This is a genomic window from Acidimicrobiia bacterium (genome assembly GCA_035651955.1).
Taxonomy (GTDB): Bacteria; Actinomycetota; Acidimicrobiia; order IMCC26256; family JAMXLJ01; genus JAMXLJ01.
In genome coordinates this window covers 1-14,824 of the sequence record DASRES010000081.1, presented here as the reverse complement: position 1 = coordinate 14,824, position 14,824 = coordinate 1, and the positions used below count along the sequence as shown (strand labels likewise).

Sequence of the window (14,824 nt, the reverse complement as noted above, 5' to 3'; positions counted from 1 at the left end):
TCAGCCCGCGGTCAGGCCTCGGTCGGTGGACAGGATCGCCCCGTGGATGCTGGCGGCCTCGTCGGACGCGACGAACGCGAGCAGCGCGGCGACGTCCTCGGCCGTGCCCATCCCGCGGAACCCCGTGTAGGGGGCCATCAGCTCGAAGTCGACGTCCTCGGGGATCTGGAACCCGGCCGTCAGGTTGGTCACCGTGCCGCCGGGCGCGATCGCGTTCACGCGCAACGGCGTCTTCACGAACTCCATCGCGAGCGCGCGCGTCATCTGCACGACCGCGCCCTTCGAGGTGCAGTAGGCGACCGTGTACGCCTGCCCCATCAGCCCCGCGTTGGACGCGATGTTCACGATCGTCCCCGCCCGCTCGAGCAGGTGCGGGACCGCGGCCTGCGCCATGAAGAAGCAGCCGTCGACGTTGACGCCCATCATCGTGCGGTACTGGGCCTCGGTGACGTCGACGAAGTGCTCCGCGCGCGCGATGCCGGCGATGTTGCCCAGTACGTCGAGGCCGCCGAACGCGTCGACGCACGCGGCGACGGCGTCGAAGCAAGACGCGCGCTGTGAGACGTCGCCCGGGCGGGTGCGCATCGTGCCGCCCGCTCCGGTGACGAGCTGCTCCGTCTCCGCCAGGCCGTCGCCGTCGAGATCGAAGCCGAACACCTGCGCGCCTTCACGCGCGAGCCGCAGCGCGCTCGCGCGACCGATGCCCGAGGCCGCGCCGGTCAACAGCGCGACCTTGCCGGTGAAGCGGTGCGGGACGTCGACGTCGGTGGCTTCCACGTGCGGTTCCTCCTGTGCGGACGGACGAGGAACCTAGTGCCGATCGACGTGACGAAGACCGGCTCCCTCGCTCCACCAGTCGATGTCGAGGTGGTCGCCGGCCGGCTTCAGGAACGACATCTCGCGCACGTCGGCGCGGAACAGGTGGAACGCGCCACCGGGCAGCCGTTCGCCGGTGCGCTCCTCGAACGCGTCGACGAACCGGCCGAACGTCGCGTCGTCGTGCTCGTCGACCGGTATCGCGCGCCCGCCGACCTTGGCGTCGCCCTCGACGACCTTCTTGTCGACCGTCGCGCTGTGCAGCGCGAAGCGCGGGTCGCGCAGGAGGTCGAGCGCCTTGCGCGACTGGGGCATCATCCCGAGCCAGAGCTCGTCGAGCGCGAACAAGGGCTCGAGCCCGGTGATGCGCGGTGACCCGTCGGCGCGCACGGTCGCGAGCAGGCCGAGGCCTGTAGCCTCGAAGCGGGCGCGGACGGCGGCGGCGAGATCGGGTGCGGAACGGGTGACGTCGGCCCAGGAGCTCACGGCGCTCAGTGTCGCGACGTCTCCCTGACACCTGCTGTCAGGGTCGTTCCGTACGATTGTGGGACATGCGGGCGAGCCGGCTGCTGGCGCTGCTCCTGTGGTTGCAGGAGCGGGGTGGGAGCGCGACCGCGCGTGAGCTCGCGGACGAGCTCGAGGTCTCGGTGCGCACCGTGTACCGGGACGTCGGCACGTTGCAGGCCGCCGGTGTGCCGTTGTGGACCGAGACCGGGCCGCGCGGCGGTGTGCGCCTGCTCGACGGCTGGCGCACCCGGCTCGACGGCCTGTCCGGCGACGAGGCCAGCTCGTTGTTCCTCGCCGGCGCCGGAACCGCGGCCGCCGAGCTCGGCCTGGGCGCGATCCTCGCGTCCGCGCAGACGAAGCTGCTCGCGACGCTCCCACCGGAGCTCCGCGGCCGCGCCGGCCGCGTCCGCGCGCGCTTCCTGTTCGACGCACCGCACTGGTTCCATCGCGACGAGCCGCTCGACGCGTTGCCGGTCGTGGCCGACGCGCTGTGGAGCGAGCAGCGCGTGGAGATCGCGTATCGGCGCGGCGACCGTCTCGTGACGCGCCGCGTGGACCCGCTCGGGCTCGTCCTCAAGGCGGGTGTGTGGTACGTCGTCGCGCGTGTGGACGGCACTGGCGACGTGCGGACGTATCGGGTCGGGCGGATCGCGTCCGCCGAGCCGACCGGCGAGCCGTTCGAACGGCCGGCCGGCTTCGATCTCGCGCGGTGGTGGGCGGCATCGGAGGCCGCGTTCAACGCCGACATCCTGCGCGACCGCGTCCGCATCCGCCTGTCGCCCCAGGCGCAGGCGCGACTGCCGCACGTGACCGACACGACGGCAGCCAACGCCGCGCTCGCCGCGGCCGCGACGTCCGACGGCGACGGCTGGAAGACGGTCGATCTTCCCGTCGAGTCGGAGCAGGTCGCACTGTCGCAGCTCGTCGCGCTCGGGGAGGACGTCGAGGTGCTGGAGCCCCGGTCGTTGCGCGCGTCGCTCGCGCGCGTCGGCGACGCGATCGCGCAGCGGAACCGCGTATGAGCAGGGAACGCGCGTGCGAAGGGCGCGTCGCGCTCGTCACCGGCGCGAGCCGCGGCGGCACGGGAACCGCGGTCGCGGTGCGACTCGCGGCCGAAGGCGCCGCGGTGGCGCTCACGTCACGGAACGTCGAAGGGCTGGAGGAGGCGGCCGCGCGCGTGCAGGAAGTCGGCGGGACGGCGCTCGTCCTGCCGTGCGACCTGCGCGACCCCGACGGCGGTCGCGGCACGCTCGTCGCACGCGCCGCGGCCGAGCTCGGACCCGTCGACATCCTCGTGAACAGCGCCGCGTCCAACGGCTACAAGCCGTTCGAGCAGTGGACCGCGCCCGAGCTCGACGCGATCCACCAGCTCGACGTGCGCGCGCCGTGGGACCTGATGGCGCAGGCAGTCGGGTCGATGCGCGAGCGCGGCGCGGGATGGATCGTGAACCTGACGAGCTTCTCCGGCGAGCTCCCACCCGGCCCGCCGTTCCCGCGCTTGCTCCCGGCAACCGGCGGATCCGCGTACGGGGCGAGCAAGGCGGCGCTCAACCGGCTCACGGTGTCGGTCGCGGCCGAGACCTACGGGCAGGGGATCGCCGTGAACGCGCTCACGCCCCAGGCCGCGATCGCGACGCCCGCGCTGCTCGCCGGTGGATGGATCGACCCCGCGCTCTACGAGCCGCTCGAGACGATCGCCGAGGCGACGCTGGCGCTGTGCACGTGCGACGCGACCGCGCTGACGGGCCGCATCGCGTACAGCCTGCAGCTCCTCGTCGAGCTCGACCGTCCCGTGCGCGATCTGCGCGGCGAGACGCTCGTGGACGGTTGGCAGCCCGACGATCTGCGCGCGGTCGTCGCCGAGCACACCCGGCGCCTCGAGCGCAACGGTTGGCCCCGACCGTTCGACCTCGGTCGCGTCCACAGCCCGCCGGCCGCGCTCTGAGCAGTCGGACGCGGCGACTCAGCTCCGCTTCCCCGCCGACGCGCGTGGGAGGTCGACGTCGCGCAGCTCGGCGGCCTCGGGACGGACCTGGCGAATCCAGACGAGCGCCGAGTTCAGGACGAGCACGGCCGCGCCGCCGAGCATGGCGATCCCGAACGCGCTCGAAAACGTCGACGTCGCGAGGTGCGCGACCTGGCCCGCGGTCGCGGCGGGAAGGTGCTTGGCGGCTTCGAGCGTCGTGAACACGGACGTCGACGCGCCGTGCGGGACACCGGGGATCGCAACGAGCTTCGGCGAGATCTTGTGCTGGTACGCGGTGGACAGCACGCTGCCGAGCACCGCGATGCCGAGCGCGCCACCCAGCTCGCGTGACAGGTCGTTCACCGCGGAACCGACACCGGACTTCGCGCGGGGGACCGAGGTCATGATCAACGTCGTCGAGGGCGCGGTCGTCTGACCGAGCCCCATGCCCATGAGTGCCGCCGCGACGAGGAGCAGGATCGCGTCCGTCTCGGGCGAGACCCAGCCGAGCAGCGTGAGGCCGGCGGCCGAGATGAGCAGCCCGACGCCGACGACCGTCCGCGGCCCGTACCGCTCGACGAACCGCGCGCTCAAGGGCGCGCCGATCATGCTGAACACGCCGACAGGGAGGGCGAGCAGCGCAGCGGTCAACGGCGAGTACCCGTGCGCGATCTGGAAGTACTGGACGCTGACGAAGAAGAACCCGTACCCCGCGAAGTACTCGAGCGTGATCGTCAGCGATCCCACGTTGAACTCGCGCACCCGGAAGAGCCGCACGTCGAGCATCGGGTGGTGGGCGTGCAGCTCCCACGCGGCGAACACCGCGAGAACGACCGCGCCCGCGGCGATCGTGATGATCGTGATCGGCGCGGACCATCCGTTCTCGGGTGCCTCGATGATCCCGTAGAGCACACCCGCGAGGCCGGCGACGGCGAGCGCCGCGCCCACCGGGTCGAGCTTCGCCTCGTGCGGGTCGGACGAGTTGGGCACGAGCACGAGGCCCGCCCCGATCGCGACCGCGCAGATCACGACGTTGATGAAGAACACCGAGCCCCACGCGAAGCTGCGCAGCAGGACACCGGACAGGACGGGGCCGAGCGCGCCGCCCAGCCCGGCACATCCGGCCCAGATCGCGATCGCGCGCTGCTTCTCGCGCAGGTCGTGGAACACGTTGTTCAGGACCGACAGCGTCCCCGGCATGATGAACGCCGCGCCCACGCCGGTCACCGCGCGCCACACGATGAGCTGCCACGTCGCGGTGGAGAAGCTCGCCGCGAGCGACGCGAGCAGGAACACGGCGAGCCCACCTTGCAGCGCCCACTTCCGACCGAAGCGGTCCGCGAGCGCGCCCGCGGGCAGGAGCAGGCCCGCGAACACGAGGCTGTAGACGTCGATCATCCACTGCAGCTGGCTCTGCGACGAGCCGAGCGCGCGCTGGATGGGTGGCAGCGCGACGTTGAGCGACGAGTTCCCGGCCACGATGAGCAGCAAGCTCAGGCACAGCACCGCGAGCGTGAACCAGCGGCGTTCGTGCACCTTCGGGTCGATCGGGACGGCGGTCGTCATCGGGCAGGTCCTCGATGGGGGGAGCGGGGTCGGGTGCGCCCGGTTCGACGCTACCCGGCCGACCGGCCGAACCCTCGGGGAGATCCTGCGTGCCGGGTCGGAACTTGACCGCGCGCGTCGGCGAGGCCAGGATGCCCGCCACAACCGGGCAGGGTCGGTACACGGAGACATGGCAATGGGCAGGCCGATGTCGACGGCGCGCGTGGCGCGACCGCTCGCCGCTCTTGGCGCCGTCACGATCGCGGTCTTCGTCCTCGCCGCTCCCGCGGGAGCGATGTCCCGCGCGCATCACCGCCCGCCGTCGACGACCGCGACGACCGCGACGACCGACGCGGAGAGCGGCCCGACCACGGTGCCGTCATCGCCGACCGCGGTTCGCGATCGACCGGACGATCCGCCGCACTCGACTGCCGGCGACGATCGCGACGACGAGCCGCATCATCGCGACACTGACTGCGATGGCGACGACGACTGCGACGAAAAGCCTCCGCGGCCGACGACTACCACGACCGCTGTTGTCCCGGTTGCCGTCGAAGGGGCAACTGAGAGCCCGGCGAAGATCCAGGTTCTCGGGGAGACGACGACCAACGACGAGCCGGGTATCTACGACGCGCCGCGGCCGGTCGCGTACCGATCACTCCCGAACACTGGCTCCCCGTCGACGCCTTTCGTGCTCACCGGCGTCTTCATGCTTGCGACCGGTGTCGCGCTGCTGGGGGCCACGCGGTTCACACGCGCCTCGTCCGCGCGTTCACGCACGTGAAGGAGACCGAGCAGCGGTCGCCGTTCCGGCTGTCGAACGACAGCGTGCCAGGTTTCGACGTTCTGGTGGAGGTCGCAGCCGGCGCGACCGGCACGGTCTATCGAGGTGTGCAGACCGAGCTCGCGCGCGAGGTCGCTGTGAAGGTGATCGACGCGTCGCCGGACAGCGAGGTGTGGCGACGGTTCGAGCGCGAGTGCCACGCGATCGGGTCGCTGTCCGACCACCCGAGCATCGTGACGGTGTACGAGGCGGGCAAGACGCTCGCCGGGCACCCGTACATCGTGATGGAGTACCTCAAGCGCGGGTCGCTTGCTGAGGTCGTCGCGCTCGACGGTGTGCGGCCATGGCGCGAGGTGTTGACGATCGGTGTCCGGATCGCCGACGCGCTCGAAGCCGCTCACCAGGCTGGGATCCTCCACCGCGACGTCAAGCCCGAGAACGTGCTCGTCTCGCGCTACGGCGAGCCCAAGCTCGGCGATTTCGGGATCGCCCGGCTGCAGGGTCACGTGAAGACGGAGACCGGCGTCGTGTCCGCGACCGTCGCGCACGCGGCACCCGAGATCCTCGACGGCTCCCCGGCGACGCCCGCGTCCGACGTCTACTCGCTCTGCTCCACGCTGTACGCGCTCCTCCTCGGCAAGGGACCGTTCGAGCCCCGGCCCGACGAGCCGCTCGCACGTGTCGTCGCGAGGATCGAGAACGAGCCGGCGCCTCCACTGCCCGTCGACATCGCGCCGTCAGCCCTCGCGCACGTCATCGCGCGGGGTCTCGCGAAGCGTCCCGCGAAGCGACCTGGGAGCGCGCTCGCACTCGCGCATGAGCTGCAGAAGGTCCAGCAGGCTGCCGGCGAGCCCGTCACCTCGGTCCACACGACGACAGCGGCCGGCTCGGTCAACGAAGCTGACTCCACGGGTCCGACGACTCGCGTGTCGCGTCCGACGCGTTCGCGTGGCCGCGTCCGCCGATCCGTCTCGTGGATGGTCATCCTCGCGTTCGTGCTCATCGTCGCGGGCGCCATCGCTGCCGTTGCCTCGTGGCCCTCTCGTGGCCGTCGCGTCGTCAAGGCGCGCTCGGCGCCGTCGGCCGTGATCTTCGAGGACCAGTTCGACGGCAACGCTGCTGGGTGGGCCACGGGACTCGACCAGGATGGTGGCGGGGCGCAGTTCGACAACGGTCGCTACCGCGTCTTCGTGAACAGCGCGAACCACACCGAGGTGTCCGACACCAACTTCATCGGCCGTCCGCACCACCCGGACCTGACGCACCTCACCGACGACGAGATCGACGTCGCGGGAAAGCTCACCTCTCCCGCTGGCGTCTACGGCCTCGCGTGCCGCCACACGACCGACGGCGGCTTCTACGAAGGCGTCGTCGGTGCAGACGGCGTCTACGGGATCTACAAGACAGCCCGCGCCGGCACGTCTCCCGTCCCGCTCATGAAGAGCACGCGCGCCGCGCCCTCAGGCGCGTGGACGAACGTTGCGTTCGTGTGCCGGACCGTCGATCGCGGTGCGGGCGTCGCGCTGACGCTGCGCCTCGACGGGAGCCAGCTGGCGACCCTCGTCGATCGTGAATCGCCGCTCGGTGCCGGCAGCGCGGGCGTCGCTGTCGGCGCACAGGACGTCGGCGCTGCGTCGGCCCTGTTCGACGACTTCGTGATCCGGTCGCTGCCCTCCGCGACCGCAGGCAGGTAGACCCGGTCGCCGGGCGCGCTCGCACCGGCTACAACTGCGGCGCGCATCCGCGGGCGGGGAGGACGGATGGAGACGCTGGGGTCCATGACCGGGCGGGGTGGGCCGTCGCGCTCGCTCGTGCACATCGGGATGCTGCTCGCGGGCCTCGCGTTCGCGTCGTGGTGGACGTCGCACACGATCCTCGACACCGCGCGCACGCGACGGGTGACCGACGCCGTGCTCAGCAGCGTCGAGGTGCGCCACTACGTGGCGAAGGCGATCGCGCCGATCGCGACGGACGCGGTCGGCGCGCCGACTCTCAACGCGGCGACCGCGACACCGCCCGCCGCCGGGCCGGCCGCAACGGTTGCCGCAACCGATGCGCTCGAGCAGCGGCTCAGCGCAGTGCTCGACCGTCCCGACGTCCGTGCGAAGCTCGACCAGTTCGTCGTGGACGCACACGAGCTGCTCATCGGTCAGACGACCGCACCTGCGGTGCTCGACCAGGCGACGGTCGCGACGCTCGTGCACGCGGCTGTACCGAACCTCGGTCTCGCGGACCTCGCGAAGCTGCCGCCCGTCCGCATCGCGGTGCCGCACTACGGCGCGCTGTCGACCGGCCGGAAGGCGTTGAAGGGCCGGACGCTGCTCTACGCGCTCGGTGCGATCGTGCTCCTCGCGATCGCCCTCGCGATCAGCCGCGATCGGCACTCGACGGTGAAGCTGATCGGCAAGTGGCTCCTCGGGATCAGCGTGGCGCACCTGCTCGTGTTGTGGGTGGTCCCCGTGCTCGTCGTCCCGCAGCTCAGCAACAGCCCGTGGGCGAGCCTGATCGGGTCCGTCGCGCGCGCGTTGAACGCGGGGATCGTCGTCGGGCTCGTGGTACTCGCCGCGGCCGGCGTCGCGTGCCTCTTCGTCGACCTGTTCGTCCCCGCTGCGCGCGAGACCGGCGCGTCGCTGCCGCGCGGCGCGTCGTCCGACAGCTGAGCCGCCGACCCGCGGCCGTCGATCGCACTTGGACGGTCTGGCGCGTGGGTACAGTTCCGCCGTCACTGCGTGTCGGGGGGTGCGTGATGATGAAGCGGGGCATCGTGTCGTCGGGGGCACGGTTCGCGGCGGTCGTGGCGGTGGCGGCGCTCGTCTTCTCGGCATGCGGGTCGAGCGGCGGCAAGAGCTCGTCATCGTCGAAGTCCTCGGGGATCCCGGCCGGCGACATCAAGATCGGCGCGCTCCTCACCCTGAACGGCCCGCTCGCGGCGATCGGCACGTCGCAGAAGGTGAACGACGCCGCGCTGGTCGACGCGCTGAACGCGACGGGCGGCATCGCCGGGCACCCGGTGAAGCTCATCGCGCTGAACGACCAGGGCGACCCGGCCACCGCGGTCGCGGCCGCGCAACAGCTCGTGAGCGACCACGTCGCCGGGGTCATCTACGCGGGGACGTCCGCGACCGTGACGCAGACGGTTCCCGTGTTCATGAAGAGCAAGGTCCCGGTGGTCATGCTCGACCCGCTCGACCAGTGGGACGACGGCGCGAAGTACCCGTACTTCTTCGACAACTACCCGCTGAACCAGGGCACGACCGACAAGATGGCGCAGTTCGCGGCGACGACGCTGAAGGCCACGAAGGTCGGCGTCCTCACGGATGGCTCGACGTTCGGCGACACGCTCCTGTCCGACCTGAAGAAGTCGGTCGGCAAGGAGGGCGTCCACATCACGGACACCGAGACGTACCAGCCGACGTCGCCGGACGTGACGACGCAGGTCCGCAAGCTGCAGTCGTCCGGGGCGGACGCGCTCGTGCTGTTCGCCGCCGCCGGCATGGGGCACGTCTACGACGCGATGCGCACGGTCGGCTGGAAGCCGCCGATCATCACGACCGCGGCGTCGTTCTTCGACGGGTACACGTCGCTCGGCGATCTCGGGCCGACCGCGTACTCGAACTGCGCCGTCGCGTTGCAGCAGGGCGAGCAGCCCGACACCGGGATGGCGGACGTGCTGAAGGTCGTCACCGCGAAGACGGGCGTGAACCCGAGCGTCGGCCAGGTCGTGCTCACCGCGGACGACTTCAAGATCCTGAAGAGCGCGATCGAGCAGACCAACTCGCTGGACCCCGACAAGATCAAGCACGCGATCGAGGGCTACAAGGACAAGTCGTTCACGACGCCGACGATCCGGTACACGTGGAGCGCGACGCACCACGGCGGATGGCCGAACTCGCAGATGCGCATGTGCAAGATGACGCCGCTCGGCCCGTACGACCTCCCGTACATCGCGGGGTAGTGACGGTCCGGACGTCGCGCCGTCGCCAGGGAGGCGACGCGGCTTGACGCTCTTCGTCAACGCGGTCATCACGGGCATCGCGGTCGGGGCCGTGTACGGCCTCATCACGATCGGCTACACGGTCGTGTTCAACGCGACGCGCGTGTTCAACCTCGCGCAGGGCGACCTCGTGATGGTCGGCGTGCTGCTGTCGTACTGGGTGCTGGACGTACAGCACTGGCCGCAGGTCGCCGCGGTCGTCGTCGTCCTGGTCGGCGTCGCGGCCGTCGCGCTCGTGGAGGAGCGGATCGCGGTCCGCCCGTTCCTCGGCCGTTCACGGGACAACATCGGCTGGTTCATCTCGACCCTCGCGTTCGGTCTCGTGATCGAGACCGTCGTCGTCCGCCTCTACGGGAACAACCCGCCGCGGCCGGTGCCAAGCCCACTCCCGTCGACGCGGCTGCACATCGGGAGCATCGCGACCCGCCCGCAGCTCCTGTTCGCGATCGGGGTGCTCGTCGTCGTCACGATCGCGGTCGAGGTCTTCTACCGGCGGACGTGGCTGGGGCAGGCGATGCGCGCGACGGCCGACGACCGCGACGTCGCCGCGCTGCGAGGGATCGACCCACGCCGCGTCAGCGTGATCGCGTTCCTCATCGGTGGGCTGCTGGCCGGCATCGGCGGGTACGTCGTCGCGCCGATCGTCTACGCCGACGTGACGATCGGCCTCACGTACAGCATCAAGGGATTCATCGCGCTGGCGATCGGCGGCTTCGGGAGCATCCGCGGCGGCATCATCGGCGCACTCGCGATCGGTGTCGCGGAACAGCTCTTCGACCTGTACATCGACCCGCGCTACGAGATCGTGGCGTCGCTCGCGTTGCTCATGATCATCCTCGCGGTCCGCCCGACCGGGCTGTTCCGCAACGCCGTGGTCCGCGAGGTATGAGGCGAGCGGCCGCGGCGCGGATCACGCCCGCGTGGGGTGTCGGCATCGTCGTCGTGCTCGCGCTCGTCGTCTGGCCGTACCTCGGCCATTCGCAGGCGTACCAGCTCACGCGGCTGGAGTACATCTTCACCGGGCTGATGGTCGCGATCGGGCTCAACATCGTGACCGGGTACGCGGGGCAGCTGTCGCTCGGACCAGGCGCGGTGTACGCAGTCGGCGGGTACGCGGCCGCGATCGTCGCCAACGACCACGCGTCGGTCGTCGGGCTGGCCGGGATGTGCGGCGTCGCGCTCGTGGCGTCCGCGGTGCTCGGGCTCGTGATCGGCGTGCCGTCCTTGCGCGTCGGCGGGTTCTATCTCGGCATGACGACGCTGTTCTTCGCGCTCGTCATCCCGACCGTGGTCGCCAACCTGAAGCTGACCGGCAAGGAGCAGGGGATCTCGCTCCTCGCGAACATCGACTTTCATCAGCACGTCAGCGGCGTGGCGCTGTACCAGGTCACGCTCGCGGCCGTGCTCGTGCTGCTCGTGCTGTCGTGGTTGCTGCTCGAGTCTCGTCTCGGGCACCGCTTCGTCACGCTCGCGACGAGCGAGGAGCTGGCGAGCTCGATCGGGATCCCGCCGTACCGCACCAAGCTGCTCGCGTTCCTGTTGTCGGCGCTGCCGGCCGGGATCGGCGGCGCGTTCTACGCGTACACGCAGCAGTTCATCTCGCCGGGGAGCGTCTCGCCGCAGCTGTCGATCTACCTGCTCGCCGCGTGCGTGGTGGGCGGGTTCGGCACGGTGCTCGGGCCGTTCGTCGGTGGCCTGATCGTCATCGGCCTGTCGCAGTACCTCGGCCGCTTCGAGCAGTACGAAGGGATCATCTTCGGCGTGCTGCTCGTGCTCTTCGCGGTCGGACTGCCCGAGGGGATCATGGGCTTCGAGCCGAGGCGCGTGCGGGTGCGGCCCGTGTGGCTCCGGGCGCTGCGCCTGCCCGGACTGGGCGGTCCGCGCGTCGAACCGGTCGTTCGGGCGGTGGAGCCCTCGGCGCCGCGGCCGGCGGCGGTCGGTGCGGTGGCCGAGCTCCTGTCCGGAGCACCTGCGGAGCGTCTCGAGGCGCGGAACGTGTCGCGCGCGTTCGGCGGCGTCCGCGCGCTCGACGACGTCGACGTCACCGTCCGTCCGGGCACGATCCACGGGCTCATCGGCTCGAACGGGTCGGGCAAGACGACGCTGCTGAACGTCGTCTCCGGCTACTACGCGATCGACCGCGGGCGGATCGCGCTCGGCGGGGCACGGATCGACGGCCGCTCGACGCACCGCATCGCCGCCGCGGGCGTCGCGCGGACGTTCCAGACGCCGAAGCTCGTCGAGCGGGGAACGCTCGTCGACAACGTGCTCGTCGCGGTGGAGCAGCGCGGCGAGGTGCGCGGACGGCGAGCCGCTGTCGACACCGCGCGGCGGTGTCTGGCCGCGGTCGGGCTCGCGGAGCGCGCTGACGAGCGCGCCGGCACGCAACCGCACGGCACGCGACGGCTCGTCGAGGTCGCGCGGGCCCTCGCGCTGCGGCCGGGTGTCGTGCTGCTCGACGAGCCGGGCGCGGGACTCTCCGCGCCCGAGGTCGACGTGCTGCGCGACGTGATCGTCGCAATCGCCCGTGCCGGAGCGGCTGTCCTCGTCGTCGAGCACAACGTGCCGCTCGTGCTCGAGATCGCCGACGAGGTGACCGCGCTGCACGAAGGCCGTGTCATCGCGACCGGGCTGCCGGGTGACGTCGCCGCGCATCCCGACGTCGTGGCGGCGTTCCTCGGCGCGAACGAGGGACTGGTGTCGTGAGCGCGCTCGTGGTGCGCGGATTGTCGACCGGGTACGGGTCGGTGCCGGTCGTGTCCGACGTGTCGCTCGAGGTCGACCGGGGCGAGCTCGTCGCGCTGCTCGGGCGCAACGGAGCGGGCAAGAGCACGACGTTGAGCGCGATCGCGGGTGAGCGGCACGGGCCGACGAGCGGCACCGTCGAGCTGTGCGGTCGTGACGTCTCGCGCGCCGGACCGGCCGCGCTGTACCTCGCCGGGCTCGCGCTGGTCCCCGAGGGCCACCGCGTGTTCCCGAGCCTGACCGTCGCCGAGAACGTCCGTCTCGGCGGGTTCCCGTGGCGGCGGAAGAAGGCCGACGCGATCGAGCAGGGCGTCGAACGTGTGATGGAGCTGTTCCCCGTCCTCGCCCGGTACGCGTCGCGCGAGGCGGGCGCGCTCAGCGGCGGTCAGCAGCAGATGGTCGCGATCGGGCAGGCCCTCGTCGCAAATCCGGTCGTGCTCTTGATCGACGAGCCGTCGTCGGGTCTCGCTCCCGCCGTCGTCGGGGACATCTACCGCGCGCTGACCGTCCTGCGCGACGAGGGCCGGGCGGTGCTGCTCGTCGAGCAGAGCATCGATCGCGCGCTGGCCGCGGCGTCACGCGCCTACGTGTTGGAGCGTGGCAGCGTGGTGCTGTCGGGCCCGACGGCGGAGCTCCGTGCGGACGACCGTGTCGCCGCGATCGTCCGCGGCGCTGCCGTCGTCGAGGGCTGACCGCCTCACGATCTCGACGTGTGCGTCGCGCGAAAGCTGTCGCGCTCGTCGCGGTCGTCGAACCAGACGATGACCCACGCGTCCGACTCGCCGGCGCGCTGCATCGCGGCATGGCGGTGGTTGCCGTCCTGCAGCAGGAGCTGACCGTCGTCGTACTGCGCGATCAGGGGCGGCGGTTCCCAGCCTTCGTCGAGATGGCGCTCCATGTGCTCGACGTCGCGCTCCCACTCGTCGGGGTCGACCTCGCACAGCACGTCGTCGCCCTCGGGACCGGCGAGCGTGACGAGATCGTCGACGGGAACGCGCACCGGGCCCGCCCACCAATGGCGATCCTGGGCCAGCCCCGACGCCAACGTCGCGTTGTCGCTCCCGCGACTCGCGAGGAACTCGCCCACCCATCGCGCCATGCCCTCGTCCCCGTCGCGCGCGGCCGCGAACGCGGATGCCAGGCTGAACCGGCGCCGACCGTCCGTCGTCCCCTCGTGGCGCGCGTCGTCGACGAGACGGGCAAGCTCGCGCAGCGATCCGACACGTTCGTAGTCCGCACCGTGGTGGAGCTCGAACGGGTCGAGCAGGAACGGTCGCAGACCCGCGCGTCGCGCACCGACGACGTCGATGCCCGGGATGTCGCCGACGTACCACGTGACGCCCGGGGTGAGGCGGAGCGCGTCGAGCGCGAGCTCGAAGATGCGCGGATCGGGCTTCATCACGCCGACCGCACCCGAGTCGATGACGCACGCGGCCTCGACGCCAACGCCCGGACCGACCTGCAGGAGCTCGAGCCGCCGCAGCCGCTCACCCATCACGCCGTCGGCGTTCGAGACGATGCCGAGCGCGACGCCCGTGCGCGCGAGGTCGGCAAGACCCTCACGCGCGCCGGGCGCGACCGCCGACCAGAGCGCGGCGTCCGCGAACTCGCTGTCGAGATGGCGGTGGACGTCCTCGCGTTCGTCGGCCGGTACGTCGCACGCGTCGACGTAGTCGTCGAGGTAGCGCTGCCAGCACCCGACCCAGTCGCCCAGCGCGTCCTTGTCGGTCGTGAACCCGGCCGCGGCCATGTAGTGCGCGCGATCGAGCGCGTCACGCGGTGCGACGCTGCCGGCACGCCGGAACGCGTCGCAGATGCGGTCGTGGTCGGGGAGCAGCAACACGCCACCGACGTCGAGCAGCACTGCCTCGGGTGGAGTCATCGCCGTGATCAATACCCGCAGCTGCCGATTGCCTGCGACCCCGCAGGTCACGCCGCCGATAGCCTCGCTCCCGGGTCGCTGGGACTTCCGCGAATGTGAAGTGACCAGGACTTTTCACTCCGTGAGGTTCGCCCCCCGTCGAGCCTCACCTGGAACGTCGGCACGGCCGTTCTGGAACGTCGTTTGTTCCCTCGTGCAGGTGAGGCATCGGGGCCGGGCCGTAGCGAGTTCACCGCACCCGAGGAGTTCTACACCCACTGGAGATCGTTCCCCTTCCGATCAGCCAGCAGGTGCAACGGCAGCCCGATTGGCTCATCCGCCAGCAGGAGGCGCGGATCGCCGAGCTCGAGCGACGCGGCAGCGGACTGTGAAGCGCAAATCCACCGTGAGTGTCCTGCCCACGGAACAGAATGTGGCCATGGCGGGAGAGTCGATCGGCCTAGCGATCAGCTTGTTCTCTGGCGCTGGTGGACTGGACCTAGGCGCGGAGCGCGCGGGTTTCGAGGTGCGTGCCGCGCTCGAGTTCAACGCGGACGCGGCGGCGACGATGGAGAAGAACTTCGATCATCTCGCGACGGAGGTGAT

14 protein-coding genes are annotated in these 14,824 nt (G+C 71.2%); 10 read left to right on the top strand and 4 right to left on the bottom strand.

Annotated elements, in window-relative coordinates; genetic code table 11:
- Together VFC33_17145 and VFC33_17140 are read right to left on the bottom strand one after the other, a co-directional pair.
- On the bottom strand, positions 1-777 hold the full coding sequence (locus VFC33_17145) for an SDR family oxidoreductase (GenBank protein ID HZR14969.1): 777 nt from the start codon (positions 775-777) through the stop codon (positions 1-3).
- A gap of 33 nt (positions 778-810) precedes the next feature.
- Positions 811-1,302 carry a pyridoxamine 5'-phosphate oxidase family protein gene (locus VFC33_17140; protein ID HZR14968.1) on the bottom strand — a complete coding sequence of 164 codons (492 nt, stop codon included), beginning with the start codon at positions 1,300-1,302 and terminating at the stop codon, positions 811-813.
- Between the two features lie 65 nt (positions 1,303-1,367).
- On the opposite strand from VFC33_17140, the gene VFC33_17135 reads away from it, so the two are divergent.
- The gene (locus VFC33_17135; GenBank protein ID HZR14967.1) at positions 1,368-2,345 is read left to right on the top strand and encodes a WYL domain-containing protein; all 978 of its coding nucleotides are present in this window, start codon (positions 1,368-1,370) and stop codon (positions 2,343-2,345) included.
- Positions 2,342-3,268 carry an SDR family NAD(P)-dependent oxidoreductase gene (locus tag VFC33_17130; GenBank protein HZR14966.1) on the top strand — a complete coding sequence of 309 codons (927 nt, stop codon included), beginning with the start codon at positions 2,342-2,344 and terminating at the stop codon, positions 3,266-3,268. The genes VFC33_17135 and VFC33_17130 overlap by 4 nt, the downstream gene beginning before the upstream one ends.
- A gap of 18 nt (positions 3,269-3,286) precedes the next feature.
- On the opposite strand, the gene VFC33_17125 is transcribed toward VFC33_17130, so the two are convergent.
- Positions 3,287-4,855 carry an MFS transporter gene (locus tag VFC33_17125; GenBank protein HZR14965.1) on the bottom strand — a complete coding sequence of 523 codons (1,569 nt, stop codon included), beginning with the start codon at positions 4,853-4,855 and terminating at the stop codon, positions 3,287-3,289.
- Between the two features lie 202 nt (positions 4,856-5,057).
- Between VFC33_17125 and VFC33_17120 the strand changes: the two genes are divergently transcribed.
- From VFC33_17120 to VFC33_17090, 7 genes are all read left to right on the top strand, one after another.
- Positions 5,058-5,618: an LPXTG cell wall anchor domain-containing protein gene (locus VFC33_17120; GenBank protein HZR14964.1), complete on the top strand. Its 561-nt coding sequence runs from the start codon at positions 5,058-5,060 to the stop codon at positions 5,616-5,618.
- A complete protein-coding gene (locus VFC33_17115) occupies positions 5,615-7,312 on the top strand; it encodes a serine/threonine-protein kinase (GenBank protein HZR14963.1) in 1,698 nt (565 codons plus the stop codon). Before VFC33_17120 ends, VFC33_17115 begins: the two co-directional genes overlap by 4 nt.
- Before the next feature lie 84 nt (positions 7,313-7,396).
- On the top strand, positions 7,397-8,278 hold the full coding sequence (locus VFC33_17110) for a hypothetical protein (protein ID HZR14962.1): 882 nt from the start codon (positions 7,397-7,399) through the stop codon (positions 8,276-8,278).
- A gap of 89 nt (positions 8,279-8,367) precedes the next feature.
- Positions 8,368-9,573 (top strand): ABC transporter substrate-binding protein, encoded by a 1,206-nt coding sequence (locus tag VFC33_17105; protein ID HZR14961.1) that lies wholly within the window; start codon positions 8,368-8,370, stop codon positions 9,571-9,573.
- A gap of 43 nt (positions 9,574-9,616) precedes the next feature.
- Positions 9,617-10,501, top strand: coding sequence for a branched-chain amino acid ABC transporter permease (locus VFC33_17100; protein HZR14960.1), 885 nt, complete (start codon positions 9,617-9,619; stop codon positions 10,499-10,501).
- Positions 10,498-12,318 carry a branched-chain amino acid ABC transporter ATP-binding protein/permease gene (locus VFC33_17095; protein ID HZR14959.1) on the top strand — a complete coding sequence of 607 codons (1,821 nt, stop codon included), beginning with the start codon at positions 10,498-10,500 and terminating at the stop codon, positions 12,316-12,318. Before VFC33_17100 ends, VFC33_17095 begins: the two co-directional genes overlap by 4 nt.
- Positions 12,315-13,049 (top strand): ABC transporter ATP-binding protein, encoded by a 735-nt coding sequence (locus tag VFC33_17090; GenBank protein HZR14958.1) that lies wholly within the window; start codon positions 12,315-12,317, stop codon positions 13,047-13,049. Before VFC33_17095 ends, VFC33_17090 begins: the two co-directional genes overlap by 4 nt.
- Positions 13,050-13,054: 5 nt before the next feature.
- Here the strand turns inward: VFC33_17090 and VFC33_17085 are convergent, their stop codons facing one another.
- Positions 13,055-14,239 carry an HAD family hydrolase gene (locus VFC33_17085; GenBank protein ID HZR14957.1) on the bottom strand — a complete coding sequence of 395 codons (1,185 nt, stop codon included), beginning with the start codon at positions 14,237-14,239 and terminating at the stop codon, positions 13,055-13,057.
- Between the two features lie 418 nt (positions 14,240-14,657).
- On the opposite strand from VFC33_17085, the gene VFC33_17080 reads away from it, so the two are divergent.
- Positions 14,658-14,824: DNA cytosine methyltransferase (locus VFC33_17080; GenBank protein HZR14956.1), on the top strand; the 167-nt coding region annotated here is incomplete at its 3' end.

Coding starts and splice junctions, on each gene's coding strand:
- VFC33_17135 (HZR14967.1), top strand. CDS start 1,368: ATGCGGGCGAGCCGGCTGCTGGCGCTGCTCCTGTGGTTGCAGGAGCGG.
- VFC33_17130 (HZR14966.1), top strand. CDS start 2,342: ATGAGCAGGGAACGCGCGTGCGAAGGGCGCGTCGCGCTCGTCACCGGC.
- VFC33_17125 (HZR14965.1), bottom strand. CDS start 4,855: ATGACGACCGCCGTCCCGATCGACCCGAAGGTGCACGAACGCCGCTGG.
- VFC33_17110 (HZR14962.1), top strand. CDS start 7,397: ATGACCGGGCGGGGTGGGCCGTCGCGCTCGCTCGTGCACATCGGGATG.
- VFC33_17105 (HZR14961.1), top strand. CDS start 8,368: ATGAAGCGGGGCATCGTGTCGTCGGGGGCACGGTTCGCGGCGGTCGTG.
- VFC33_17095 (HZR14959.1), top strand. CDS start 10,498: ATGAGGCGAGCGGCCGCGGCGCGGATCACGCCCGCGTGGGGTGTCGGC.
- VFC33_17085 (HZR14957.1), bottom strand. CDS start 14,239: ATGACTCCACCCGAGGCAGTGCTGCTCGACGTCGGTGGCGTGTTGCTG.